Source organism: Paenibacillus sp. FSL H3-0321, from assembly GCF_038002865.1.
Classification (GTDB): domain Bacteria; phylum Bacillota; class Bacilli; order Paenibacillales; family Paenibacillaceae; genus Paenibacillus_AQ.
This window is the reverse complement of record NZ_JBBODH010000001.1, coordinates 2,466,905-2,491,135: the sequence shown is the minus strand read 5'-3', so window position 1 is coordinate 2,491,135 and position 24,231 is coordinate 2,466,905. Positions and strand designations below refer to the sequence as shown.

Below are 24,231 nucleotides of genomic sequence, written 5' to 3'. Positions count from 1 at the left end.
TAAAAGGCAATTCGTAGTTGATAGATAGGGTTACTGTATATCACATATGTGCTCCTTGCTAAAAAAATCCTAGTGTTAGGGTGATGAACTTGAGTGAAGATTTGCTGCGTATTGAGAATTTAACGACATCCTTCAAGATTGCAGACGAATATTACGCTGCGGTCGATGATGTGACGCTCACGGTGAAGAAGAACGAAATCCTCGCCATCGTAGGAGAATCCGGATCAGGCAAAAGTGCGTTGGCTTTCTCAATAATAGGGCTGCACACCAAAGCAAAAATTGATGGACATGTGTATTACAAAGGTCAGGATATTGTCAAAATGTCCCCAGGCATGCTGAATAAGGTCCGCGGCAAGGAAATGTCGATGATTTTCCAGGACCCCTTGGCTGCACTAAATCCGCTTATGATTATCGGACGGCAGATTGAAGAGGTACTTCTCCTTCATGATTCCGGCCTCTCCAAGAAACAAAGAAAAGCAAAGGTCATCGATTTGTTGACCAAGGTTGGAATTCCCCGTCCCGAGCATACATATCAGCAATACCCTTATGAATTATCCGGCGGAATGCGGCAGCGGGTAGTTATTGCCATCGCAATCGCCAACGGACCACAGCTGTTAATCGCCGATGAACCGACAACCGCACTGGATGTAACGATTCAACTGCAAATTCTTGAACTGATCAAGAAGCTCAAAAATGATATGCAAGCAGGAATTATCCTCATTACCCATGATCTGGGCGTAGTCAGTGAAATGGCAGATCGCGTGGCTGTTATGTATGCCGGGCAAATTGTCGAAATTGCTGATATTTATACGCTGACCACCAACCCGCAGCATCCTTATACAAGATCTTTATTTAATTCGATACCTACGGTCAAGGAAGCGAAGTCCAGACTGCATGTGATTCAGGGGATCGTCCCGTCGCTCAAAAACTTGCCGCGTACGGGCTGCCGTTTCTCCGCCAGAACCCCATGGATTGATGAATCAGCCCATGAGGAGAATCCACAGTTGCACGAAATCGCTCCGGGTCATTTGGTCCGCTGCACCTGCTACAGACATTTTCATTTCCCCGAGAGCGTTGAGGAGGCTGACAGCCATGGCACTGCTTGAAGTTAAGGATTTACAGGTTCATTTCCCGATTAGAGGCGGCATATTCAGCAGAGCGGTCGGTGAGGTAAAGGCGGTCGACCGGGTCAATTTCACCATTGAGGCCGGGCAGACTTACGGATTAGTCGGTGAATCAGGCTCAGGTAAGACAACGACAGGAAGAGCGATTATCGGGCTGAACGAGATTACGGGCGGCAGCATTCTTTTTGAAGGCGCCGATTTAGCCCTGAAGAACTCACGCAAGCTGAGCAATGTCCGCCGCGACGTTCAAATGATCTTTCAGGATCCCTATTCATCACTCAATCCCAAGAAGCGTGTGCTCGACATCATTGCCGAGCCGCTGCGCAATTTCGACAAACAGTCCCCCCAGGAAGAGAAACGGAGAGTTCAGGAGCTGCTGGAGCAGGTCGGCCTGAGTCCGGACAACATTTATAAATATCCGCATGAATTTTCCGGCGGACAGCGTCAGCGGATCGGAATCGCCAGGGCGATTGCGCTGAAGCCCAAGCTGATCATCGCCGACGAGCCGGTGTCCGCGCTGGATGTCTCGGTTCAGGCACAAGTGCTTAACTTTTTACGGGACATCCAAAAGGAATTGAATTTAACCTACCTATTTATCAGTCATGATCTCGGAATCATCAGACATATGTGCGATCATATCGGCATTATGTACAAGGGACGACATGTTGAGCAGGGGACGCCTAAGGATATTTTTGACAATCCGCGACATATTTATACGAAACGTCTGATTGCCGCAATCCCGGACATTGACCCATTGCAGCGTGACGAACGGACCCGGTTCCGCAAGTCCGTAAGTGAGGAGTACGAGGGAGCCTACCGGAATTATTTTGACAATGACGGTTTAGCTTATCCTTTACAACCCATTTCCGATACCCATTTGGTGGCCATGCCCGAGAAAGGTTGAGACGTATGTGGAAGATTATTGCACGAAGAATATTGATTATGATCCCTCAAGTATTTCTGCTCAGCATTCTGGTATTTCTTATGGCCAAAGCCATGCCCGGAGATGCGCTCACCGGTTTGCTCGATCCGAACATTGATCCGGCCGCCATTGAAGCGATGCGGGAACGGCTCGGCCTGAATGATCCGTGGTACATCCAGTATTGGGATTGGATCACTAATGCCCTGCAGGGAGACATGGGCCAGTCCTTCCGCTTTAAGATGCCGGTAACTGAGCTGATTGGCCAGCGGCTGATGAACACGGTGTGGTTATCTATGACGACTCTGGTCATTACCTATTTAATTGCAATTCCGCTCGGCATCATTAGCGGACGTTTCAATGACACCTGGGGCGACCGGTTGATTACAGGATATACCTATGTCGGATTTGCGGCTCCCTTGTTTATCGTAGCCCTGGTTATGCTCTGGATGTTTGGTTTCTACTTTCATTGGTTCCCTACCGGAGGAAGCGTATCACCGGGCGAGGTCCCCGGGACGATGAGTTACATTCTGAGCAAGTTATATCATTTGCTGCTTCCGGCCATATCCATCGCGCTGATTACTACCGTCGGGACAGTCCAATATCTGCGGAACGAAATCATTGATACAAAGCAGAAGGATTTTATCCTTACGGCAAGAGCAAAAGGCGCCTCGGAATCACGGGTGTACAACCGCCACATCTTACGCAACTCCCTCCTGCCGATTGCCGCTTTTTTCGGGTATGAGCTTACGGGATTAATTGGCGGCACCATCTTTGTAGAGAGTATTTTCAGCTATCCCGGCATGGGCCAGCTGTTCCTGAGCTCCATCGTTATCCGCGATTTCACCGTTGTAACGGCACTTGTGCTGCTGTATGGGATTGCTCAAATCGTCGGATCCCTGCTCTCGGACATCATATTAGGCATTGTTGATCCCCGTATCCGGATTAAATAATGATCAGAACTTGTTGAGGTGAATGTAATGGCAAAATCAAGCGCTGAGCTGTCGCTCCCGCAGGATATGGAGAAGAGCCCATCCGGATGGAGAATCCTCTGGAAGGAAATTTTCAGAGATAAACTGGCTTTGGTCTCCCTGATTTTTCTAGGTGTAGTTGTATGCGGAGTATTTGGCATCGCCCTGTTTCTGGATCAAAAGCAGATTGTAACCGTCGATCTGTTCGCCTTATATGAGAAGCCTTCGGCTAAATTCTGGCTGGGCACCGATTACGGCGGACGCGATGTGTTCGGCCAGCTCATTATCGGTACGCGCAACTCGCTGAGTATCGGTATTATGGTCACTCTGATGACGGGTGTTATCGGTATTCTGGTAGGTCTGATCTCCGGCTATTTCGGTGGATTCGTCGATAATATCTTTATGCGTTTCGTGGATTTCTTTATGATCCTGCCGATGCTGATGATTGTCATCGCGTTTGTTACGGCGGTTCCCAAATATAATACCTTGTCCTTTTCACTGATCATGACGGCATTTCTATGGATGGGCATCGCGAGGCTAATACGCTCGAAGACACTGCAGGAGAGGGAACTGGAATATGTCCAGGCCTCCAGAACGCTGGGCTCCTCCCATCTTAAGATTATGTTCAACCAGGTACTGCCGAACTTAAGCTCCATCATTATCGTTACGATGACGCTGAATTTGGCCGCCAACATCGGCCTGGAGTCGGGACTCTCGTTTCTCGGCTTCGGCTTTCCTGAAAGCACGCCTAGTCTGGGGACGCTGGTCAGCTATGCCCGGAATCCGCAGACGCTGCAATCGAGATGGTGGATATGGTTACCCGCATCACTGCTGATCCTGGTATTGATGTTGAGTATAAATAATGTCGGTCAGGCGCTTAAGCGTGCGACGGATGCAAGACAAAGAAAAGGATAATAAGGGAGGAAGAAACAAGAATGAGAAAAAGAAACTCTGGCAAGACCATGCTCTTCACATTGATGCTTGTCCTGACGCTTGCGGTTACGGCCTGCGGCTCAGGCAACAACGAAGCGGCTGAGCCTTCGGCAACAGCCAAGACAGATGCAGCTGCTACAACTGCTCCAACTGCAGCACCGGCAGCAGAAGACGGGCTGTACAACATCGCAGATTTCAGCAATGTTAAGAAGAACCAGGGTGAAGCCATTGAAGGCGGCACACTCAACTTTGGCCTTGTATCCGATACTCCCTTTGAAGGAACTTTGAATTTTAACTTCTATTCCGGTAATCCAGATTCTGAGGTCCTTGAGTGGTTTGACGAAGGTTTGCTGACCTGGGATAAGAACTATGTGTATACCAATGACGGGGCTGCTACCTATGAAGTCTCTGAAGATGGACGCACCTTCACTTTCACCATCCGCGACAATGTAAACTGGCATGACGGCAAGCCTGTGACAGCTGAAGATTGGCTGTTTGCCCATGAAGTTATCGGTAATCCGGCCTATGACGGCCCTCGTTACGGTTCTGACTTCACCAACATTGTAGGTATGGAAGATTACCATGCCGGCAAAGCCAAGACGATTTCCGGGATCAAAGTACTTAGTGAGAAAAAACTGGAAATTACTTATGTGAAATCCACTCCTTCCCTGCTGACAGGCAGCGTCTGGATTTATCCGCTGGCGAAGCATATTTTTGGAAATATGGATGTAGCCAAAATCTCCGCTTCCCCTGAGGTCCGCCAGAAACCAATCGGTTTCGGCCCATTTAAAGTGGAAAGTATTGTCCCTGGTGAATCTGTAGTGTTTGTCAAGAATGGCGACTACTGGCGCGGCGCTCCCAAGCTGGATAAGGTTGTCCTGAAAGTAATTCCACCGACTACAGTTGTGCAGGAGCTTAAAGCCGGAAATATCGATTTGGTCGACAGCTTCCCAATTGACCAGTTCCCTGATAACTCTAAATTGTCCAATGTTGAATACCTTGGAGCAATTGACCGTGCCTATACTTACATTGGCTTCAAGCTTGGGAAGTGGGACGCGACCAAAAAAGTGGTTGCTCCTGATCCGAAGGCGAAGATGGGCAATGTAGCTCTGCGTAAAGCGATGTGGCAGGCGGTGGATAATGATGCCGTCGGCAAGAAATTCTATCATGGTCTGCGCTGGAACGCGACTACGCTGATTCCGCCATCCCATCCCGAATTCCACGATGACAGCAATCCTGGAGTAACGTTTGATCAGGAAGCAGCAAAGAAAACACTGGATGATGCAGGCTATAAACTTAACGGAGAATTTCGTACCAATCCGGACGGCACGCCGCTGACGATCAATTTCATCTCCATGACAGGTTCGGATATCGCTGAGCCGCTGGCCCAATATTATGTGCAGTCGTGGAAAGCCATCGGTCTGAATGTAACGCTGGAAATGGTGGAGTTCAACACCTTCTATGACCGCGTAGGTTCCAATGGTGAAGATGATCCTTCTGTTGATGTATACCAAGGCGCTTGGACAGTCGGTATCGACGTGGATCCACAAGGACTGTATGGCCGCGACGCTATCTACAACTTCCCGCGTTACGCAAGTGAAGAAAGCGACCGCCTGATGAAAGAGGGCGTATCCGAAGCAGCATTTGATATAGCGAAGCGTAAAGAAATCTACAAAGAGTGGCAGCAGCTGATGGTTGACGAGATTCCTGTATTCCCAACCCTTTATCGCGCAGCACTCGTTCCGGTTAATAACCGCGTTCTGAATTACGCTATCGGCGATGGAACGGGTATTTACAGAAATGAGCTTGCACTGTCCGCCGACAAGGGGATTGCTGCGCAGTAATTTTCCGGGATTTAGCAACCTGTAATTCAAAACCTCCTTGCGGATTTTACAGCCGCAAGGAGGTTTTTGTATACACATAGGGCTAAACGCTATCGCTTTAGCTGCATAGAAACGGCTGCCGACCTTGGTGGGGTCAGCAGCCGTTTTTAGGTGCGTTCATTCGGTTCTTATTGCTGCGGCTGCGGTATTACCTTCTCTGCAGCTTCAATCGTACCTCCGCCAAGGCATTCCTCGTCCAGGTAGAAGACAACAGCTTGGCCCGGTGTGATCGCCTTTTGCGGCACATCGAAGGCAACATGCACGGTACCGTCTTCCTGTGCTGTCAGTGTTACGCCCTGATCAGGCTGGCGGTAGCGGAACTTGGCGGTGCACTTCAGCGGTACATCCGTAAGGGTAAGGCCGTCTATCCAGTTGACCCCGGAGGCGATCAGACTGGTGGAGTAGAGGCTGTGGTGCTTGTCCCCTTGGACTACATACAGGATGTTGCGGTCCAGATCCTTCTCAGCCACAAACCACGGCTCACCATTGCCGGAGCCGCCAATTCCCAGCCCCTGGCGCTGGCCCAGCGTATAGTACATCAGGCCCTCGTGGCGGCCCTTCACTTCGCCTGTGGCGATATCGACCATGTCTCCCGACTGGGCAGGCAGATACTGGCTTAGGAATTCACGGAAGTTACGCTCACCGATGAAGCAGACGCCGGTGCTGTCTTTTTTCTTGGCTGTGTACAATCCGGCTTCCTCGGCGATTCTCCGTACTTCAGGTTTTGGCAGATGTCCGATCGGGAACATCGCTTTGGAAAGCTGGTATTGGCTCAGCGCGTTTAGGAAGTAGGTCTGGTCTTTATTGCTGTCCACGCCGCGCAGCAGCTTGAACTTGCCGTCTTCTTGAATGACCCGTGCATAATGCCCGGTAGCCACGTAATCGGCGCCCAGTTGTAGTGCCTTATTCAGGAATTCTCCGAATTTGATCTCGCGGTTGCACATCACATCCGGATTTGGTGTGCGTCCGGCCTTATATTCATCGAGGAAATAGGAAAAGACTTTATCAAAGTATTCCTTCTCGAAGTTAACGGTATAGTAAGGAATATCGATCTGCTCACACACGCGGCGGACATCCTCTGCGTCAGTCTCGGCCGTACATACGCCAAACTCATCGGTGTCGTCCCAGTTCTTCATGAAGATACCGATGACGTCATAGCCCTGCTGCTTCAGCAGAAGTGCCGTAACGGAGGAATCGACCCCTCCGGACATGCCGACGACGACACGTGTGTCCTGGTTTGCCTTTGTCATCGTAATCACCATTTTCTATGCAAAAAATACCGGTTATTGATACAAACACCCGGCTCATTTTGTATTATAACACACCTGTCCAGCCCAAACTGCCCGTGAGGACGGGAAAATGCAGCAGAAAAGACGATAAAATTGACAATTTGTCCACCACTGGCGAACATTCATGTGAAAAGTTACTTTTTTGGCTCCAAATATGTCCATAAATATGATAACATAAGCTGAGAGCAAACATCGGAATACCTTGATATGACATATCTCATGTCGTAACAATGGATTATGATTCTATCAGCAACTAAACCGAAAGAGGTGCCCCTTGAAGATATCGACAAAAGGACGTTACGGATTAACCATTATGATGGAGCTTGCCCTGAAATTTGGCGAAGGTCCAACCTCACTTAAAAGCATCGCCGAGAAAAACGGACTATCCGAGCATTACCTGGAACAGCTCATTGCCCCACTGCGCAACGCAGGGCTTGTGAAGAGCATTCGTGGTGCTTACGGCGGCTATATCCTTTCACGCGAATCCATCACCATTACAGCCGGCGATATTATCCGTGTACTGGAAGGCCCCATATCGCCAGTTGATTTTACAGAAGAAGATGATCCGGCAAAACGCGACCTCTGGTTGCGCATCCGCGACAGCATTGCCGATGTGCTGGATTCCACCACATTGTCTGACTTAATCAACTATAAGGAAGAAAGTAAGGCTGACAACTATATGTTTTATATCTAACGGATATCAGGAAACCCGCGCTGTTCAAGGGAATAGTAAGCTTTTTTACGAACCGTTACCCGCAATTTACCCGCAACCGTTCGTTTAGTTATTCGCCCATAGTTACATGCAGATAAATAAGCTCAGTTACTTTGAATTACTTTTAGGGCCGATGCGGGCTTGTTCTATTAGATAATCAGGCTGCTACTCTTGGAAATTAAAGACTGCACCCTGCCATTAATGGCGGGGTATTTCTTTGCATTCAGGAAGTGTTTTCCTTACCGATGGAAGTGAATATACATAATGTTCCAAATTAAATATAATTGACTTGTAAGTTTTCAAAATCATATCTTGAATGGCTCTGCATTTTTTATATTGTTGTTCTTATTATGAGTTTTATAATACTCCTCGATTTCTGCCCACACCAAAAAGGCGATCCCTGCCAACAAAGAAAGTTTACTAAGGTTTTTGAGCGAACTGCCAACAGAATCTAGCATTGCATTAAATATCTCAGGACCCATGTTGTGATATTCGATCCATAAATTGCTGCGCAAGATAATAAGTTCCATACAGAAATACTGATATAAAAAATAAATATCATTCCACTTGTTCTTCTAATAAACAGGAGTAAGGGCTTGGAAACTTCATACAAAGCCTTGAAAAGCAATTCAGGCTTCCTAGCCGCTTCTCTGGTGCAGTCGAAAGTATCTATCTGTTTGGTACCGGGAAGATCTGGATCCAATCGGTCACTTGATGGATTATGGCGGCATCGTTGAGGGATACACTCTGTATCACTTAAGATTTATCCGGCAGCGATTTAAATTTAGAGCAGACTTGAGTGGAAGCTAACATTGTTGTTTATTATATATACAATCTATTTTAAAGCACAATGCGATAAAAAATACCATTTTTATGTTTGATCGCGGGAAATAAAGTCGTTATTTATAGTAAATAGATACTATTTCATTAATAACCTAATTAATGGTATAATTCCAATGTAATCCAAAAAAAATATCTGGGAGGTTGTTAATTTGATTAAACTTTTAGGATTAGGTGTCGCTGCATCATTACTTTTTACTCCGATAACAGGCCTTGTAGATTCACCATCGCTGCAAAAATCTTCAGTATCTGAGGTTTCCTCTGCAAAAAGTTACAGTTTTAACAATTACATTTACGAAGAACCAGGAACAGGAACGAAGATTTTGGTGGGGGATGGGGTTAAAGTACCAGAACTTGCAAGAGGGAAAGAGGCCGTAAAGATAGTCCGTGTGAATCAAAAGGGTGGAGCTTTTAATGATTCATTCACTTGTGAACCGGATGATGGAGTTAACCTGAACATCTGGATGATGAATAACAATGGCCAATCGGTTCAATTTCAAGTGTGGCGAAATGGAGTTGAGTTCACTAATCAAGCAATTGCTGTTGGCTCACAGAAAACAATCTCTTTTACGGATATGTTAGGTAATGGTCTGGATGGAAATTATGAGGTCTACATATATAGTTTATTAGGATATCCACTTGATGTTGATGTAAGTGCTAGACAGTTCTAAAAGGTGCGTTAAAACAAGTCATCTACCCTTGAGGTGGATGACTTGCTTTTTATAAGGTGAACTCTGAGAACACTGGACCCCGCAACATTCCTGATTTGGTCCAAATATAGTAAAAATACAAAATGTTCCAAATTTTATATACTCAACCCTGCCAGTTGGCGGGGTATTTCTACATAAGGGGAGTTAAATTATGTTTGAAGTCGAAGTTAAAGATGTATTCAAAATTACTGGGGAGGATATGTAATTGCAGGGGAGATTATTCAAAGAGAGTCCGTTTTAAGAATCGGAGACACTTTGCTTAATAAAGAAGATAATGCACAGGCAGTGCTTGTGAAATCATTTGAAATGATAAATTATGGCACTGGAAAAACGAAACTGAATCATATTGGATTTTCATCAAATATCTCAGAAGATGAGGCGAAGAAATTAATTGGAAAGCGACTCGTTAAAGAATGAAATTGCACATTATTTTGTTGTTAGGAGTATGAGTTTGAATAATACATACAAAGTCCTAAAGAGCGATGCAGACTTCATGGTTGCTGCGATGTTATAGGTGACGGTCTCCGTCTGGCACCAATTTTTGGTTTACAGGAATATATGGTTGATAAAGGATATTTTAGGAAAGCTACCAAAACCACAACAGGAGCAGGGGGGGGCATATCCTCTACTGATTACTCTCATGTGATGATGGTTGTGAAAAATGATACAATCAATTTGCTGTATTGTGCGCATACAAATGATAGGTTAAATGCTTCTTTTGCAAACTTTGGTTCATCGTCGTTTGACTTTTATGCAGCAAATTAAATTTGGGATAAGTGAGTGAAATAAGATTAGGTATTTGTTAGTTAGTTTTAAGCAAATGCCTAATCTTATTATTTTAAGTGTGAAGGATGGTTTCAATGGGTCTGAAAAAAATGTCAGCGATGATATTTATAATTACATCTATTCTTACTTCTTGCAGTTTTGAAAATTCAAAGATCATAAAAATACCGATGCTGGTGTATCAACAAAATGACTCTGTTAAGAAGGAAGCGATTTTAGGATCCTGGGATATCAATCAGTCCAAGATAAATTTAGACAAAGGTATGTATACATTTACTTCAGGACTCGGAGAACCTCTAGTTTGGTACGGAAAAACGTTAATTTTACAAAAAAATGTAAATATACTCGACAAAGTCGACGTAAACTATAAATTGGAGCAAGGTGACATTATTTCCACAGGGACTGAACAGTCTTATTTTTTTAATGATTTCACTTGCTTAGGTGAAATTTCTGATGAGAAGTTTGAATATATCCTGAATTTTAATAATAAAGAATATAAAGTTGACTTGAAAAATAATGACAATTTTAAAAATAAAAGCGTCTTCCTAGCAAATGGGGAAACGTTAAAAAATGGAAAGATCATTCGATTGGTGTTTTCAGCTTTTTACCAGGATAAGCAAGAAAGTGAAATAATACTCTTAGATTACGATCTCAATAAAGATGAATATGAAGTGAAGAGTTTTTCAATTGATAAATTACCTTCCGGCGATAATACGATTTCTCCAAGCGACTCGATTCTTGATGAAAATAAACTTTATATTTATAAAAATAAAAAGATAGGTTTTATTGACTTGGAGAAAGAGGAGTTTATTGAGTTAAGTAAAATTTCAGAAGATGTGCATTCATTTATGACTGAGAAATTTAAAAATCCACATGTCGAGCGGAAAGTTGTGCCCGTTGGGAAAATTGAAGACACTTTAATCTTCATAGATACCACACTATACATCGATGATAAAACATCGGGCATGCTTGTATATGCTTATTCGCAGGAAGAAGACCCGATTGGAAAAATTTTAATTGAGGGACAGAGGATATATCTTTTTGATAAAAATAATATTGAAGTTTCTTCTAGTGAGTTTCCCTACATCCGTGTTAATGGACGAAGTTTTTCCTTTCCAACATCCTAATTAAGCGGATCGGAACGAGCGAGTGGTAGAGCAAGTCTAGTGTCATTATATAGAGCCCCAGGGATTATTCTGGAGGCTTTTCCATTAATTAAAAATCCAATCATCGCATATAATACAAACAAACGTTATTGGATTAGTAGTCATATATGATGGGATTAAATCCTTTCTAAAAAGAAATGTTGATAAATAATTATTAAATACTGAGTTGGAACTACTGTACCCTGCCAGCATTGGCGGGGTATTTCTTTGCCGTAAGGAAAGTTTTCCTTACCAAGGATACAGAGTGCATATACATAATGTTCCAAATGAAATATATTGAAATTATTTAGTTTGAAATTCCCTTTAAATTACGACGAAAGGTTGCGTGCGTGATGGATAATGGATATTTTGCGGGTTGGGGGACGCTGGCTCTAATTAATGCAGGACTGGCGCAAGGGAAAAATAGGAGTGGACTAAACTGGTTTTTGCTTTCCTTGCTTTGTGGCCCACTGGCTACATTTTTCCTTGTGATTTCGGATAAGGCCCAATTAGATTAGAACCAAGCAATCCAAGGTGTCAGTCTGGTACCGGGAAGATCAGGACCCAATTGGCCACCTAAGGGATTATGGCGGGCTGGTGGAGGGGGATTCTCCCAGAGACAATCAAAATTGCCGTCAGTTGGTTTATGCGTGAATTATCTGAGTTTAGAGCCTGCATTAAATAATCCGTCAACCTTAAGTGGTGCGAGAATGTTGGACATTTGGGTAATAACTATTATTCAGATGAGGAGGTATATAATGAATAAAACATTGATTGCTACAGTTACCAGCATTCTTCTGTCCGCCTCAATTCTCGGTGCATGCAGTAACAATGAAACATTAAACGAGGCAGAGCCTACAGCGTCAAGTGCAGCGACTATGCCTGTTATTGAAGCTACAGCCACTCCTGAACCTTCTGCTACTCCCGCAGCCACGGAGGCGCAGGAGTCCGCCAGTCCGGACGCTACTGATCCTCAGACATCCAAACGTCCGAAGACCCAGGCATTTGGTGAACAGGAGGGAGGGGTCTCAGGGCAAGAAGGTACACTTGAGCAAGGTGATGGATATTCCCTGTATGTCTTTGAGGATTTCACATTCGATGAACAGTCTGGCCGTTTATCACTCACTGAGGACCCCACCTATTATGCCGAGATTGAACACTTGCCATCCGGTTACGATCTTACCGCTCTGAAGCAACAGGGACAAACTGAGCTTTCTGCAATGGGTAAGGCTAACGATCATAGCGGGGAACTGTTTGAGCATCCTCTGGGTTTTGCAGATTTATATCTGCAGGCTACTGGTGATAAGGGAATAGAGGATTATATGGTGTGGAAGAATCAAGCGGGGGAAGCTTTTCTTTTCCGGATACACAATCCTAAGGGTGAACTATCGAATAAATTTGCTCCATGGGTAATGGTTTCACTGTCAACGCTTGAAAGGAATTAAGATTTGCCATAGCTTTTAAACAGAATTTAGAAGCATGCAAAAATAATCCCGCCGGGCTTCTGACGGGTTTATTTTTGTTTGTTTTGCTGCTGTGTACTCACTTACTTCAAAGGTTAGGATCTTTTCAAAGATTACAAAATCAGTACGCTTGATGAATTGCCCTTTGTTGTTGTCGTGTTTATCAATCGCAAACTTCACTGGACCCGAACCGGCTTTTGTCTCCGATGAACCTATCTCTGGATCATGTTGCGTATTTTCTCCATCTATATATCTATAGGGATTAAATACGGGGCAACGGCCATTATGGGCCAAACTCCTGGAATGAATTGAATAAAGCGAAACCAATAATCATACAAAAAACACCAACAACCCTGATGAAAAGAAGTGTCATAGGGCTGGGGGTTCCGCGGCTGAATCTTCTCAATTCCCAGCCTACTTTCGGGAATACCGTGTAGAATGCACCGGCTATTATAAAAAAAAATAGGGACAATCTTAAACAAAATCATGAAATAGCCTCCTTGTAACCTGGACGATAAAGATACGTTTTTACACGGAATCCGTTCCAAAAATATCCAATGTAAAGCATCGCTAAGGAGGCAGAGAAGGTAATCTGCATGACATTCAGGCAAAGTTGAGACGTCTGAGGGTTAACCAGCCTTTTCCATATGTTCAACCATAAACGGTAGCTTGTGCTGTAGTCAGACCATTAAGACTGTAACCACCAGAATCTGCGAGTATTTGGATAACATGATGTCCAATACTTACATCTGTAAGGACAATGTTGTAGGTAATAACAGAATTGCTTGGGTTAATAAAAATAGTTCCAGTGGTTCCAATAGGATTACTGTCCATATTCACATTAATGGTAACGAGTGCACCAGATTCACTGTCTGTAAGAACGCCGACAGAAGTTGAAACTTCCAAGAAGTTCGATGCCTGATTGACAAAGATCCCAAATTCAATCAGCAGTATAATGCTATTAGCAGGAAGCGAAGCAGAACCGGCAAAATTAGATATAAGGCCTCTATTATAATTTAGCACTGTAGGCAACGTAATGCCCCCTTTCTTGATTTTATATATATTTATTCTTTTAGTTCCTGCGATGTTTGGGAGATTAGAGTATTTATTTCTATTGATTTTAGAATGATATAATTATGATGCCTCTTTATAGCATAGTCATAGTAAAGCCCTGCTACCGTGACGGTCAGCAGGACGTTTTGTTTAATGAATGGGAGGATGGTGATTGTCGGAAATCGGGAACATTAACTGTCAGCAAGCCCCTGATGTATGTAAAGAAATTTAAAGCTCTATTGAAGCCCGAAGAACTTGGTACCAAGAAAGAGCTAATGATGGATCATTGGTGCATTCCCTTTCCCGGTTAAAGAGTTTTCGAACATATCAATAATCTCCAAGAATCTCTCTGCTTCACGGAAAACGTGATCCGCAAGCAGCGGGTGTATGATGCTTTTAATTCTGCATTGTTCGATTAAATCCCGGGCTGTTTTCTTAAAATCCCTTAGTGATTTCACTGATACTCTATTCTGATCAAGAAATTGGGTTAAGATTGGACCGGTTTGCGATTGAGGTCTCATGGATTCAATATCTCTAGCCTGAAATAATAATTGATCAAAATCTTGACTGAATTCTCGGGCCTGCTCGACAAGTTTCCGTTCTGAAGGATCTAATAGATGACCTATAAATTTGGCGTGGTCGGCCATAATTCTTAAGAAAAATACATTTTCATCAATAATAGCATCATATAATGGCTCTAATTTGCCTTGGTTTAGCTCTTCCAGCCGATTTCTAAAATAATTGGCTTCTCTACTTACATGATCCACTAAAAGTGGGAAATTCGTTTGTCCAGGGAGCTTACAAGATAGAATCAAGCCAAGGACTTTTCTTTTGAACGCCCAAATGTGACATACTGCCGTATGGACCTCCTGATTAAATTGTTGAATCGTTGCAGGATCTGCATCAAGGGAGAAAGCATGCACCCGTCTCTCAATGTCTTCGAAAATCCGGTAAAAGTGGTTGGCTTCTTTAATCAGAATAGTATCTTCCGCCCGGAACCCCAATCCTAGAAACAAGGAATGTTCTTTCATAATTCTTGACCAAAAGCTGACCTCTTCCAGTGACCGGGCGACAAACATGTTAGACATAATATCCCTCCTTAACATCTTTATAGACCTTATGCTGGTTAAGCTTGGGTGGATGCCTAATTATTTATAGAGGATGGACACAGCTTGGTATTGAGGATGAGAACATGAATTTTAATGTTGTTATCGGAAGTTTACTGATTGCCCAAGCAAAGAGATTATGCCTGCATACCCTAAACTGTATTCTATTTTTAAGGAGGAATCGTTATGAGTGAAAATGTCGGTGGATACGGTGGAGCGTGGACTTCTACGGGTGCTATACTCGTGTTGTTTATATTGTTGGTAATTATCTCTAAGACAATCCTGCTGTAAGCTTTAAACCGCTTTACTCTAATATAGTCTCCGCCAGCACTCATGCTGGCGGATTTTTTGCTTGCGATTGAAATTTTTAAACCCCAAAAGCCCTTGATCCGGTCATTGCTGCGATTCTTCGCTATGCTTCTTTAATTAACTCCTTATAGTCGTTGCGGACGTTGCCCACTGCGGGTGAGACGGGATAAGCCCGCATATGCTCTGCATCATAAGGCCGCAATAGCTTCATCAGAGTGGGGACGTCATGATTGTGCCGGTCAAGCCACGCTGTCTCGGCTTCAGAGGTGAGGATAACCGGCATGCGGTCATGAATCTCAGCCATCAGGCTGTTGGATTCTGTAGTAATAATTGTGCAGCTGCTGAGCTTATTGCCGCTCTGATCCATCCAAATATCGTACAAGCCGGCCATGGAAAAAAGCTTCCCGTCACGCAGCGTAATCCTCAGCGGCTGTTTGCCGCCTTCCTGCGGATTCCAGTCGTAGAAGCCGTCCGCAGGAATCACGCAGCGGCGCGAGCTCACCAGGTTTTTGAAGGATGCTTTTTCCAGAAGGGATTCTGCACGGGCATTGATCATTTTGCTGCCGCTTTTGTCATCCTTGGCCCAGGACGGGACCAGCCCCCAGCGTAATTCCCCAAGCTTATTATGCTTGCCATTATGAATAACTGCCGGGATATACTGCATCGGGGCCACGTTATATTTTGGGGCATAGTGGACAATGGTGGTGTCATTCGTAAAATAACGCAGCATCAACTCATCCATGGTTACGGTAATGGTGTATCTTCCGCACATGCTGATTTATCCTCCCGGTTCATTTATGATGTGGTCTGAGATTGTTTACAGTGCTGTAGCCCTCATGCTATGCTCGGAGTATTTCATATTATTATAAATGAAGAAACGGATGATAGCGAAACGAAGGAGAGGATTCCGGATGATTATCGTAAGCTCCTGTCTCGCAGGAATGAAAGTAAGATACAACGGCACGGATTGTCTCGATACAAGCCTTCAAAAACTGTTGGATAACAACAAGGCAGTTGCTGTATGTCCAGAATTGCTTGGCGGATTCTCGACACCGAGGGAACCGGCGGAAATTATCGGCGGCGGCGGGGAGGATGTGCTGGAGGGGACGGCCAGGGTAATGGACCGGTCAGGAAATGATGTAACCGAAATGTACCTCAAAGGGGCCTATGAAACGCTGGAGAAAGCCCGGGAGATCGGAGCCACCACCGTAGTACTCAAAGAAAACAGCCCTTCTTGCGGCAGTACGATGATCTATAACGGACAATTTGCCGGTGTGAAAATTCCCGGGCAAGGTGTAACGTCCGCTCTGCTGAGAAGAAACGGTATTGAGGTGATTTCTGAGCAGCAGCTCTCCGCTCGGCTGGAAGCTTTGGAATGTGCTGGAAAGTGAGTGGCTTAGCGGGAATTCCCACTAACAGACCCCTAAAGGTTTTTACAATATTGTGTTTATTCTCAGGTGGTAAAAGGCGACATTCAGCAGTATAATCGAGTAGTCCTGTAAGAAAATCCTGAATTTCAAGAAGCGGAGAATTTAGTCATGAAACCCATCTATTTGGACCACGCCGCCTCAACCCCGGTTCATCCGGAGGTGGCCAAGGTTATGTACAATATGCTGCTTGAACAATACGGCAATGCGTCCAGTGTGCACACGTTCGGACGTTCCGCCAAAAAGATTGTGAACGGGGCACGCGATACCATCGCGGGCTTTTTAGGCTGTGCTCCCGACGAATGGGTATTCACCAGCGGAGGCACGGAGAGCGATAATCTGGCGCTGTTTGGAGCTGCAGCTGCTACCACGGAGAAGGGCAAACATATCATCACCACAGCAATTGAGCATCATGCCGTTCAACATACGTGCGAGGAACTGGAGAAGCAGGGCTATGATGTTACCTATCTTCCGGTTGATTCGACAGGCCTCGTCTCGCTTTCAGATGTGGCAGCCGCTTTGCGAGATGATACGGTATTGATCAGTGTGATGTTCGCGAATAATGAGGTAGGAACAGTAGAACCTATAGAAGAGATTGGCCGTCTCGCTGCCGAACGGGGCATTTTGTTACACGTCGATGCTGTACAGGCTCTCGGGATGCTTCCTATCACACTTCGCGAGCTTCCCGTTGATTATATGAGCTTTTCCGCTCATAAAATAAACGGCCCGCAGGGCATCGGTGGACTGTACGTACGGCGCGGTGCACCGCTGCATTCCAGACAGCACGGAGGACTCCAGGAGCGCGGCAGACGGGCGGGAACGGAGAGTCTTGCGAGCACAGCAGGTTTTGCCAAAGCGGTGGAATTGGCGGTTCAGGGGCTTCCCGGGCGCCAGGATAAAGCGCTTGAGCTCCGGAATGTGCTGCTGCAGGAGCTGGACAGCCGTATCGGGCGGCAGAACTATGTGGTTAACGGAAACGAGCAGCATTTTTTGCCGGGAATTCTGAATGTAAGTTTTCCGGGAGCCCGGACCGATGTGATGCTGATGAACCTGGATATGGAGCGGATTGCTGCTGCCAGCGGCTCAGCCTGCACCTCTGGTTCACTGGAGGTTTCGCATGTTCTGCAAGCGATGAATCTTCCGGAAGAAGTTTTGGACTCGGCGATTCGTTTTAGCACAGGTTTGGGTAATACTAATGAAGAAATAAAGCTTGTTGCAGAAAAAGTTGAAACCATCCTGAGACGGTTGCGTAGTGTAGACTAGGATTTTTTTCGGTCTCGTATCCGTTTCGGTAGTACACTCAAAGCGAGGGGACTAAAGCAGCCATGAAACTTCAAGATATGATCGGCCTGGCTGTATATGAAGTTGAAGAAGGTAATGAAATCGGCAAAATTGTCGATGTTGTACTAGATTCAAACTGGAATATTACGGGTATTGAACTGGAAAGCAAATCTTTTTTTTCCAGTCATGTGAAAGTTGTGGCATGGGAAGATATTGTCGCTTATGGCGAAGATGCTGTCATGATTCGCAGTAAAGAGTCGATATTAAAGGCCGACACTGACCATATACCATATACTTTTCTTTTAGGAAAGAAGAAATTGAAGGATTTGCAGGTACTGACTGCATCCGGAACGATACTTGGACGAATATCCGATGTTTATTTTGACCAGAAGTTGGGAAACACAATAGTAGCGCTGGAAATCAGTGACGGGCTTGTAACTGATTTGATCGAAGGCCGCAAATGGCTGCCTTGTTCTGAAGAAATGTCCATTGGGGAGGATTCCGTACTGGTTCCCGCGATGAGCGAAGAACGGCTCCAAAAAGCCATTAATATTGTTAACGGATAGGTGGAATGTATTATATGAAGTGTCCAAACTGCAACTCCAAGGATATCGGCAAGATCGGTTCCCACCAGTTCTATTGCTGGGGCTGTTTCATCGAACTTACGGTTAACGGCGAGAAAATGTCGGTTTATCAGGTTGAAGAAGACGGCACGCTCAGTTCGCTTGACGATCTGTTCTCCGGGGAAGAAATCGCCCAGGATTTCCCCCAAATCCATGCATCCTCCTGATTATAAGTCCTCGCACTGGCTAGCAGCGGGTACATATGCTTAAAAACAAGCGTCAGTTTCCTTTCAGCGTCAATTTTGCTGAGGGTTATTGGCGCTTTTTTTGTTGCGCTTTACGTTCAGCGGTTATTTTGCGGCAGGCATACATATACTTATTTACGAAGCCAGTCCAGTAATACCGCTAGGGGGTGCACTCATGGAGCAATGGTCCCAAAGTAAATGGTTCCGCTGGATGATCGGAGTGCTGCTTACCCTGATCATTTTGTATTTTGTGTGGCAACTTCGTCCGATGCTGCAGGGGATATTCCAGTTTCTAAAAGCGATTCTTGCGCCGTTTCTGGCGGCCATGATCATTTCTTATGTACTGAATCCGGTGGTCAGTATGCTGGCGGGACGGAAGATGCCGCGCAGCGTTGCCGTTCTTCTCATCTACGCCGTATTCCTGACTTCAATTGCAGTCATTGCCATCAATCTTATACCGATGTTTATCGAGCAGCTTGAGGAGCTGAACGAACATCTCCCGGAGATGACACTGCATGCGCAAGGTCTCATGAAGAATATGAATTCCCGGCTGATCCCGCCCGGTGTTGAGATGGGGATGAACAATTGGTTTTTTCAGCTGGAGGAACGTCTGGCTAAAGGAATATCACATTTTCTCGACAATATCGGGACAACGATAGGTGTGCTGTTCAATGCATTTATCGTTCCGTTTCTCGTGTTCTACATTCTCAAGGACTTTGATGTGTTTGAGCGGACCGTGGTTTCCTGCCTGCCCCGCTCGCGCCGCAAATCGATTGTGAAGCTGCTCAAGGATATTGATGAAGCGCTGGGCAACTATATCCGCGGACAGTTCCTCGTCTGTATTATTATCGGCGTGCTGGCATATATCGGTTATGCCATCATCGGGATGCCTTACGCGCTGCTGTTTGCCTGTGTAGTCGCTGTGTTCAACATCGTTCCGTACATGGGCCCGTTCCTGGGGGCGGCTCCGGCCATTGTGATGGCCTCAACCCTGTCCCTGCGCCTTGTCCTGCTGGTGGCAGTAGTTAATACGCTATGCCAGATGCTGGAGAGCAATGTAATCTCGCCCCAGGTGGTCGGACGGAGACTGCATCTGCATCCGCTGCTGATTATTTTTGCTCTGCTGGTCGGCGGAGAGGTGGCCGGAATGATTGGGCTTATTCTGGCGGTGCCGTGTTTTGCGGCCGGAAAAGTCGTAATTCAGCACTTAATGGCTTATTATATTAAGCGAAAGCCGGTGTAATCAGTAAAACCATTGACTATATTCAGAGCTTTTGGTTATAATGTTGTGTAATATTACGATTATGTTGTGATGAATAGCAGTTCGATGAAGAGGAGTATTAACTCACGCGACGTTATAGCAGAGAGCCGGTGCATTGGTGCAAGCCGGTTAACGGAACGGAATGAACTCACCTCCGAGTAACGGCGCAAGCCGCAGGTTTCGCAGGGCAGATGCTGCGAAAGGCCAGTGTGTGAACCGTCGTCGCCTCACCTCCGTTAAAGGGTGTCAAAGTGAGTGGCAGAATAAAGCATGTTCAGCCGCTAACTAGGGTGGTACCACGGGAATTCAAACCTCTCGTCCCTAGCGATCATACGCTAGGGATGGGAGGTTTTTTTGCGGAGTTGGGCTTATGCCCCGGTAAACAACAAGTCTGCCTGAGACGATCGAAGGCAGATATCTCCCAGCGGCGCAGCGAGTCTTGAGCTGGTTCTTGGACTTTGCTGCCCGTCAGGCAAAACAGATGGGATTTTTAAGAGTTACAGGGAAACGGAACGGAGAAAAATTTTGGAGCTGGAGCAACGTCAGTGGCCGCCTTTATACTCGGATTTCAACCGCTTAGTGTGAGATCAGAAATCCGAGTATAACAGCGGGCGGAAGCCCAAAACCTTTTTGCAGCGGAGTTTTATTCCCTGAATTCTTTTAAGAACAGCAGGTTTAACTAAGTAAGCAACACTCCAAGGAGGAGCATAAGATGAGCGAAAACAAAGTGAGCACCCCAACTGGGGCCGGCTACCGCGCCCAGAGCATTGAACCCAAATGGCAGAAGTTCTGGGATGAGAACAAAACGTTTAAGACAGGTGAGGATTCAAGTAAACCGAAATTTTACGCCCTGGATATGTTTCCGTATCCGTCAGGCGCAGGACTGCACGTAGGCCACCCGGAAGGTTACACGGCGACGGATATTGTCTCCCGCTACAAGCGGATGCGCGGTTATAACGTGCTGCATCCAATGGGCTGGGATGCCTTTGGACTTCCGGCAGAGCAGTATGCGATGGATACCGGACAACATCCGCGTGACATCACTTTCAAGAACATTGACAATTTCCGCCGCCAGATCAAATCGCTGGGCTTCTCCTATGACTGGGACCGCGAGATCAGCACAACCGATCCGGGCTATTACAAATGGACACAATGGATCTTCATCCAGTTGTACAACCGCGGCCTGGCATATGTAGCTGAGGTATCGGTGAACTGGTGCGAAGCTTTGGGTACGGTGCTGGCCAACGAAGAGGTTATCGACGGCAAAAGCGAGCGCGGCGGTCATCCCGTCGTCCGCAGACCGATGCGCCAGTGGATTCTGAAAATTACAGAATACGCCGAACGCCTGCTGGAGGATTTGGAAGAGCTGGATTGGGAAGAAAGCATCAAGGATATGCAGCGCAACTGGATCGGCAAATCAACCGGAGCGGAAGTCAATTTCGCGATTGATGGACATGACGCAGCATTGACTGTGTTCACAACCCGTCCGGATACCTTGTTCGGCGCAAGCTACTGTGTACTGGCACCAGAGCATAAACTGGTAGATGCCATCACGACAGAAGCTCAGCGTGCTGCGGTCGCGGAATACCGCGACAAAGCTGCCCGCAAGAGCGATCTGGAGCGTACGGATTTGGCCAAGGAGAAGAGCGGTGTATTCACCGGCGCTTACGCTATTAACCCGGTCAACGGAGCACAGGTGCCGATCTGGATCGCCGATTATGTGCTGGCCGGTTACGGAACCGGAGCTATTATGGCGGTTCCGGGACATGATACCCGCGACTGGGAATTCGCCAAGCAATTTGGCTTGAACATCGTCGAAGTAGTACAGGGCGGTAATGTGGAAGAAGAAGCCTATGGCGGTGATGGCCCGCATGTGAATTCCGATTTCCTGAACGGTCTGGATAACAGCGAAGCCATCGTGAAGATGATTGCCTGGCTGGAGGAAAAGGGCAGCGGCCAAGGCAAGGTAACCTACCGCCTGCGTGACTGGCTGTTCAGCCGCCAGCGCTACTGGGGCGAGCCGATTCCGATTCTTCATTTGGAAGATGGCACGATGAAGACTGTTCCTGTGGATCAGCTGCCGCTGGTGCTGCCTGATGTGGACGCGATCAAACCTTCGGGTACGGGCGAATCCCCGCTGGCCAATGTCACTGAGTGGGTGGAAACCGTTGATCCGGAAACCGGGATGAAAGCCCGCCGCGAGACGAACACAATGCCACAATGGGCCGGCAGCTGCTGGTATTACCTGCGCTATATTGATCCGCATAATGACAAGGAGCTGTGTTCGCCGGAGAAGCAAAAGGAATGGCTGCCGGTTGATCTGTACATTGGCGGAGCTGAACATGCAGTGCTTCACCTGCTGTACGCCCGTTTCTGGCATAAAGTATTGTATGATATCGGTGTAGTGGATACCAAGGAACCGTTCCACAAGCTGGTGAACCAGGGCATGATCCTGGGCAACAACAATGAAAAAATGAGCAAATCACGCGGCAATGTCATCAACCCGGATGAAATTGTGGAAGCTTTTGGCGCAGATACACTCCGTGTCTATGAAATGTTCATGGGGCCGCTGGAAGCAACCAAGCCTTGGAATGAAAAAGGTGTGGAAGGCATTCACCGCTTCCTCTCCCGCGTATGGCGCCTGTTCGTGAACGAGGACGGCAGCCTCAGTGCCAAGATTTCCGAGGATGGCGGTACAGACGAGTTCAAACGCACCTGGCACAAGACACTGAAGAAGGTTACCGAGGACTTCGAGAATCTGCGCTTCAATACGGCGATCAGCCAGCTGATGATCTTCATCAACGATGCCTATAAGCAGGACAGCTTGTCCCGTGAATCGGCAGAGCATTTCGTACAAATGCTGTCGCCGCTGGCACCGCATATTTCCGAGGAGCTCTGGCAGCTGCTGGGCCACGAAGGCAGCATCAGCTATGTATCATGGCCAGCTTATGATGAAGCTTTGACGGTGGATGCAGAAGTGGAGATCGTTGTACAGGTTAACGGCAAGATTGTGGGGCGTGCACAGATCCCGCAGGATATGGGGCAGGAAGACATGCAGAACCATGCACTGGCTCTTCCTGGTGTGAAGGCGGCTGTAGAGGGCAAAACCGTACGCAAGATCATTGCGGTTCCCGGAAAGCTTGTAAATATTGTAGTGGGTTAAGCGAAGAACGCATTTTTACCCGCAGCTACGGAGTATTCCGTGCTGCGGGTTTTTTGTTAAGGATTCAAAATTCATGGGTGTTCCAATGCAGCTCGGTGGCCCGCTTTTTTCTCAAACCGTTCAGGCTTCTAGCGATCCAAAGGGCCTTGCACAATACCATCCCGGCCGAAGAGTGAATTAAGCCTGTCGACATCCTCATCGTATTTGTCATGCGTTGTGGTAATCAGCCGCTCGAATACGCCCTCCAGACTGCTGCGCAGATGATTCAAGGCTTCTGCTGTAATGCCTCCGCGGACAGCGACACGTTCCTGCAGCTCCTGCGGGGTGAAGTCTGCTTCTGTCAGCAGCTTGCCTGTCCCTAGCAGCATTTCCCCGGCCAGACGGCTGACCAAGGCTTCTTCAATGCCTGTGGCTTCCACCGCTGCGGCGATCCAGCGTTCGATGAAATAGCTGATAAATGCAGGACCGCAGCTGGAGAAATCCGAAGCAATTCGGGTATGGCTCTCCAGGATTTCCGCCGGAACACTTATGAAAGACAGCAGCCTCAGGAGCAACAGCCTGTCTTTTTTATTAATTCTGCTGCCGAAAATGCATAGTGAAGTTCCGCTTTTGACACTGTGGGTGATGCTGGGGATGACCTTGGCTATTTTGGACGGCAGAACCGATTCCAGATGATACAGCTGGACGGGACTGGTAATGGATACGACAATCTGCTCGCTATTCAGACAGGGTGCGATTTCATCCGTCAGCGTTTTGAATTCCAAAGGTTTGACACATAAAAATACAATGTCGCTGCCAGTCGCGGTGTCCCTGTTGCTGCCGCATATGGTGATGCCAGGGTGGTCCTTCTGAAGCTGAATCAGCCGGGTTGAACTGCGGTTGCTGGCCAGCACGTCACATGCATCAAGTGCTCCTGAAGAAAGAAAGGCGTCGATGAGCAGACTGCCCATGCTGCCTGTTCCGATAAATCCCACTTTCATTCTGTGGTTACCTCCTTTCCCTGAGTTGCTGGGCTTGCAGGAATACTCTTCGTTAAATGTATGCAGCGTAC

The 24,231-nt window shown here is 46.6% G+C and carries 23 protein-coding genes; 17 read left to right on the top strand and 6 right to left on the bottom strand.

The genetic code is table 11. The features are described 5' to 3' along the window. Positions 1-89 precede the first annotated feature (89 nt). From MHI45_RS10980 to MHI45_RS10960, 5 genes are read left to right on the top strand one after another with little or no spacing between them, the layout of a single operon-like run. Positions 90-1,106 carry an ABC transporter ATP-binding protein gene (locus MHI45_RS10980; protein ID WP_340896897.1) on the top strand — a complete coding sequence of 339 codons (1,017 nt, stop codon included), beginning with the start codon at positions 90-92 and terminating at the stop codon, positions 1,104-1,106. Continuing rightward, on the top strand, positions 1,093-2,028 hold the full coding sequence (locus MHI45_RS10975) for an ABC transporter ATP-binding protein (protein WP_340896898.1): 936 nt from the start codon (positions 1,093-1,095) through the stop codon (positions 2,026-2,028). Before MHI45_RS10980 ends, MHI45_RS10975 begins: the two co-directional genes overlap by 14 nt. A 5-nt stretch (positions 2,029-2,033) precedes the next feature. Beyond that, complete coding sequence (opp4B, locus tag MHI45_RS10970) at positions 2,034-2,996, top strand: oligopeptide ABC transporter permease (RefSeq protein WP_340896899.1); 963 nt, start codon at positions 2,034-2,036, stop codon at positions 2,994-2,996. Positions 2,997-3,023: 27 nt separating this feature from the next. Next, on the top strand, positions 3,024-3,929 hold the full coding sequence (locus MHI45_RS10965; protein WP_076109146.1) for an ABC transporter permease: 906 nt from the start codon (positions 3,024-3,026) through the stop codon (positions 3,927-3,929). A 20-nt stretch (positions 3,930-3,949) separates the two neighbouring features. After that, a complete protein-coding gene (locus MHI45_RS10960) occupies positions 3,950-5,791 on the top strand; it encodes an oligopeptide ABC transporter substrate-binding protein (RefSeq protein WP_340896900.1) in 1,842 nt (613 codons plus the stop codon). 167 nt (positions 5,792-5,958) lie between these two features. On the opposite strand, the gene mnmA is transcribed toward MHI45_RS10960, so the two are convergent. Then, the gene (mnmA, locus tag MHI45_RS10955; RefSeq protein WP_340896901.1) at positions 5,959-7,080 is read right to left on the bottom strand and encodes a tRNA 2-thiouridine(34) synthase MnmA; all 1,122 of its coding nucleotides are present in this window, start codon (positions 7,078-7,080) and stop codon (positions 5,959-5,961) included. Positions 7,081-7,393: 313 nt separating this feature from the next. Between mnmA and cymR the strand changes: the two genes are divergently transcribed. The 5 genes from cymR to MHI45_RS10930 all read left to right on the top strand — a co-directional run bounded on the left by cymR (position 7,394) and on the right by MHI45_RS10930 (position 12,754). After that, positions 7,394-7,813 (top strand): cysteine metabolism transcriptional regulator CymR, encoded by a 420-nt coding sequence (cymR, locus tag MHI45_RS10950; protein WP_038595549.1) that lies wholly within the window; start codon positions 7,394-7,396, stop codon positions 7,811-7,813. A gap of 1,010 nt (positions 7,814-8,823) precedes the next feature. After that, positions 8,824-9,342 (top strand): hypothetical protein, encoded by a 519-nt coding sequence (locus tag MHI45_RS10945; RefSeq protein WP_076109142.1) that lies wholly within the window; start codon positions 8,824-8,826, stop codon positions 9,340-9,342. Between the two features lie 294 nt (positions 9,343-9,636). Continuing rightward, positions 9,637-9,798 (top strand): hypothetical protein, encoded by a 162-nt coding sequence (locus tag MHI45_RS10940; protein ID WP_179091676.1) that lies wholly within the window; start codon positions 9,637-9,639, stop codon positions 9,796-9,798. A 443-nt stretch (positions 9,799-10,241) separates the two neighbouring features. After that, positions 10,242-11,291: a hypothetical protein gene (locus MHI45_RS10935; protein ID WP_340896902.1), complete on the top strand. Its 1,050-nt coding sequence runs from the start codon at positions 10,242-10,244 to the stop codon at positions 11,289-11,291. Positions 11,292-12,067: 776 nt separating this feature from the next. Further along, the gene (locus MHI45_RS10930) at positions 12,068-12,754 is read left to right on the top strand and encodes a hypothetical protein (protein ID WP_340896903.1); all 687 of its coding nucleotides are present in this window, start codon (positions 12,068-12,070) and stop codon (positions 12,752-12,754) included. Between the two features lie 15 nt (positions 12,755-12,769). Here MHI45_RS10930 and MHI45_RS10925 read toward each other — a convergent pair whose 3' ends face one another. The 3 genes from MHI45_RS10925 to MHI45_RS10915 all read right to left on the bottom strand — a co-directional run bounded on the left by MHI45_RS10925 (position 12,770) and on the right by MHI45_RS10915 (position 14,913). After that, positions 12,770-13,066 carry a hypothetical protein gene (locus MHI45_RS10925; RefSeq protein ID WP_340896904.1) on the bottom strand — a complete coding sequence of 99 codons (297 nt, stop codon included), beginning with the start codon at positions 13,064-13,066 and terminating at the stop codon, positions 12,770-12,772. Positions 13,067-13,423: 357 nt separating this feature from the next. Then, positions 13,424-13,804 (bottom strand): hypothetical protein, encoded by a 381-nt coding sequence (locus MHI45_RS10920; protein WP_340896905.1) that lies wholly within the window; start codon positions 13,802-13,804, stop codon positions 13,424-13,426. Between the two features lie 293 nt (positions 13,805-14,097). Beyond that, positions 14,098-14,913, bottom strand: coding sequence for a DUF2935 domain-containing protein (locus MHI45_RS10915; protein WP_076109137.1), 816 nt, complete (start codon positions 14,911-14,913; stop codon positions 14,098-14,100). A gap of 204 nt (positions 14,914-15,117) precedes the next feature. Between MHI45_RS10915 and MHI45_RS10910 the strand changes: the two genes are divergently transcribed. Further along, positions 15,118-15,222 (top strand): YjcZ family sporulation protein, encoded by a 105-nt coding sequence (locus MHI45_RS10910; RefSeq protein ID WP_218642507.1) that lies wholly within the window; start codon positions 15,118-15,120, stop codon positions 15,220-15,222. Between the two features lie 121 nt (positions 15,223-15,343). On the opposite strand, the gene MHI45_RS10905 is transcribed toward MHI45_RS10910, so the two are convergent. Further along, a complete protein-coding gene (locus MHI45_RS10905) occupies positions 15,344-16,012 on the bottom strand; it encodes an SOS response-associated peptidase (RefSeq protein WP_340896906.1) in 669 nt (222 codons plus the stop codon). Between the two features lie 139 nt (positions 16,013-16,151). Between MHI45_RS10905 and MHI45_RS10900 the strand changes: the two genes are divergently transcribed. From MHI45_RS10900 to leuS, 6 genes are all read left to right on the top strand, one after another. Beyond that, entirely contained in the window at positions 16,152-16,631 is a 480-nt protein-coding gene (locus MHI45_RS10900; RefSeq protein ID WP_340896907.1) for a DUF523 domain-containing protein, read from the top strand. Positions 16,632-16,778: 147 nt separating this feature from the next. Then, on the top strand, positions 16,779-17,930 hold the full coding sequence (locus MHI45_RS10895) for a cysteine desulfurase family protein (protein ID WP_340896908.1): 1,152 nt from the start codon (positions 16,779-16,781) through the stop codon (positions 17,928-17,930). Between the two features lie 62 nt (positions 17,931-17,992). Continuing rightward, the gene (locus MHI45_RS10890) at positions 17,993-18,514 is read left to right on the top strand and encodes a PRC-barrel domain-containing protein (protein ID WP_038595530.1); all 522 of its coding nucleotides are present in this window, start codon (positions 17,993-17,995) and stop codon (positions 18,512-18,514) included. Positions 18,515-18,528: 14 nt separating this feature from the next. Then, positions 18,529-18,738: a hypothetical protein gene (locus tag MHI45_RS10885; RefSeq protein ID WP_042179559.1), complete on the top strand. Its 210-nt coding sequence runs from the start codon at positions 18,529-18,531 to the stop codon at positions 18,736-18,738. Between the two features lie 193 nt (positions 18,739-18,931). Beyond that, positions 18,932-19,999 carry an AI-2E family transporter gene (locus tag MHI45_RS10880; protein ID WP_076109133.1) on the top strand — a complete coding sequence of 356 codons (1,068 nt, stop codon included), beginning with the start codon at positions 18,932-18,934 and terminating at the stop codon, positions 19,997-19,999. Positions 20,000-20,729: 730 nt separating this feature from the next. After that, positions 20,730-23,180, top strand: coding sequence for a leucine--tRNA ligase (leuS, locus tag MHI45_RS10875; protein WP_340896909.1), 2,451 nt, complete (start codon positions 20,730-20,732; stop codon positions 23,178-23,180). Positions 23,181-23,308: 128 nt separating this feature from the next. On the opposite strand, the gene comER is transcribed toward leuS, so the two are convergent. Next, positions 23,309-24,160: a late competence protein ComER gene (gene comER / locus MHI45_RS10870; protein WP_038595512.1), complete on the bottom strand. Its 852-nt coding sequence runs from the start codon at positions 24,158-24,160 to the stop codon at positions 23,309-23,311. Positions 24,161-24,231: the final 71 nt, after the last annotated feature.

Coding starts and splice junctions, on each gene's coding strand:
- opp4B (WP_340896899.1), top strand. CDS start 2,034: ATGTGGAAGATTATTGCACGAAGAATATTGATTATGATCCCTCAAGTA.
- MHI45_RS10900 (WP_340896907.1), top strand. CDS start 16,152: ATGATTATCGTAAGCTCCTGTCTCGCAGGAATGAAAGTAAGATACAAC.
- MHI45_RS10880 (WP_076109133.1), top strand. CDS start 18,932: ATGGAGCAATGGTCCCAAAGTAAATGGTTCCGCTGGATGATCGGAGTG.
- MHI45_RS10930 (WP_340896903.1), top strand. CDS start 12,068: ATGAATAAAACATTGATTGCTACAGTTACCAGCATTCTTCTGTCCGCC.
- MHI45_RS10975 (WP_340896898.1), top strand. CDS start 1,093: ATGGCACTGCTTGAAGTTAAGGATTTACAGGTTCATTTCCCGATTAGA.
- MHI45_RS10965 (WP_076109146.1), top strand. CDS start 3,024: ATGGCAAAATCAAGCGCTGAGCTGTCGCTCCCGCAGGATATGGAGAAG.
- leuS (WP_340896909.1), top strand. CDS start 20,730: ATGAGCGAAAACAAAGTGAGCACCCCAACTGGGGCCGGCTACCGCGCC.
- MHI45_RS10910 (WP_218642507.1), top strand. CDS start 15,118: ATGAGTGAAAATGTCGGTGGATACGGTGGAGCGTGGACTTCTACGGGT.
- MHI45_RS10885 (WP_042179559.1), top strand. CDS start 18,529: ATGAAGTGTCCAAACTGCAACTCCAAGGATATCGGCAAGATCGGTTCC.
- MHI45_RS10905 (WP_340896906.1), bottom strand. CDS start 16,012: ATGTGCGGAAGATACACCATTACCGTAACCATGGATGAGTTGATGCTG.
- MHI45_RS10960 (WP_340896900.1), top strand. CDS start 3,950: ATGAGAAAAAGAAACTCTGGCAAGACCATGCTCTTCACATTGATGCTT.
- MHI45_RS10895 (WP_340896908.1), top strand. CDS start 16,779: ATGAAACCCATCTATTTGGACCACGCCGCCTCAACCCCGGTTCATCCG.
- MHI45_RS10890 (WP_038595530.1), top strand. CDS start 17,993: ATGAAACTTCAAGATATGATCGGCCTGGCTGTATATGAAGTTGAAGAA.
- MHI45_RS10915 (WP_076109137.1), bottom strand. CDS start 14,913: ATGTCTAACATGTTTGTCGCCCGGTCACTGGAAGAGGTCAGCTTTTGG.
- mnmA (WP_340896901.1), bottom strand. CDS start 7,080: ATGACAAAGGCAAACCAGGACACACGTGTCGTCGTCGGCATGTCCGGA.
- comER (WP_038595512.1), bottom strand. CDS start 24,160: ATGAAAGTGGGATTTATCGGAACAGGCAGCATGGGCAGTCTGCTCATC.
- MHI45_RS10935 (WP_340896902.1), top strand. CDS start 10,242: ATGGGTCTGAAAAAAATGTCAGCGATGATATTTATAATTACATCTATT.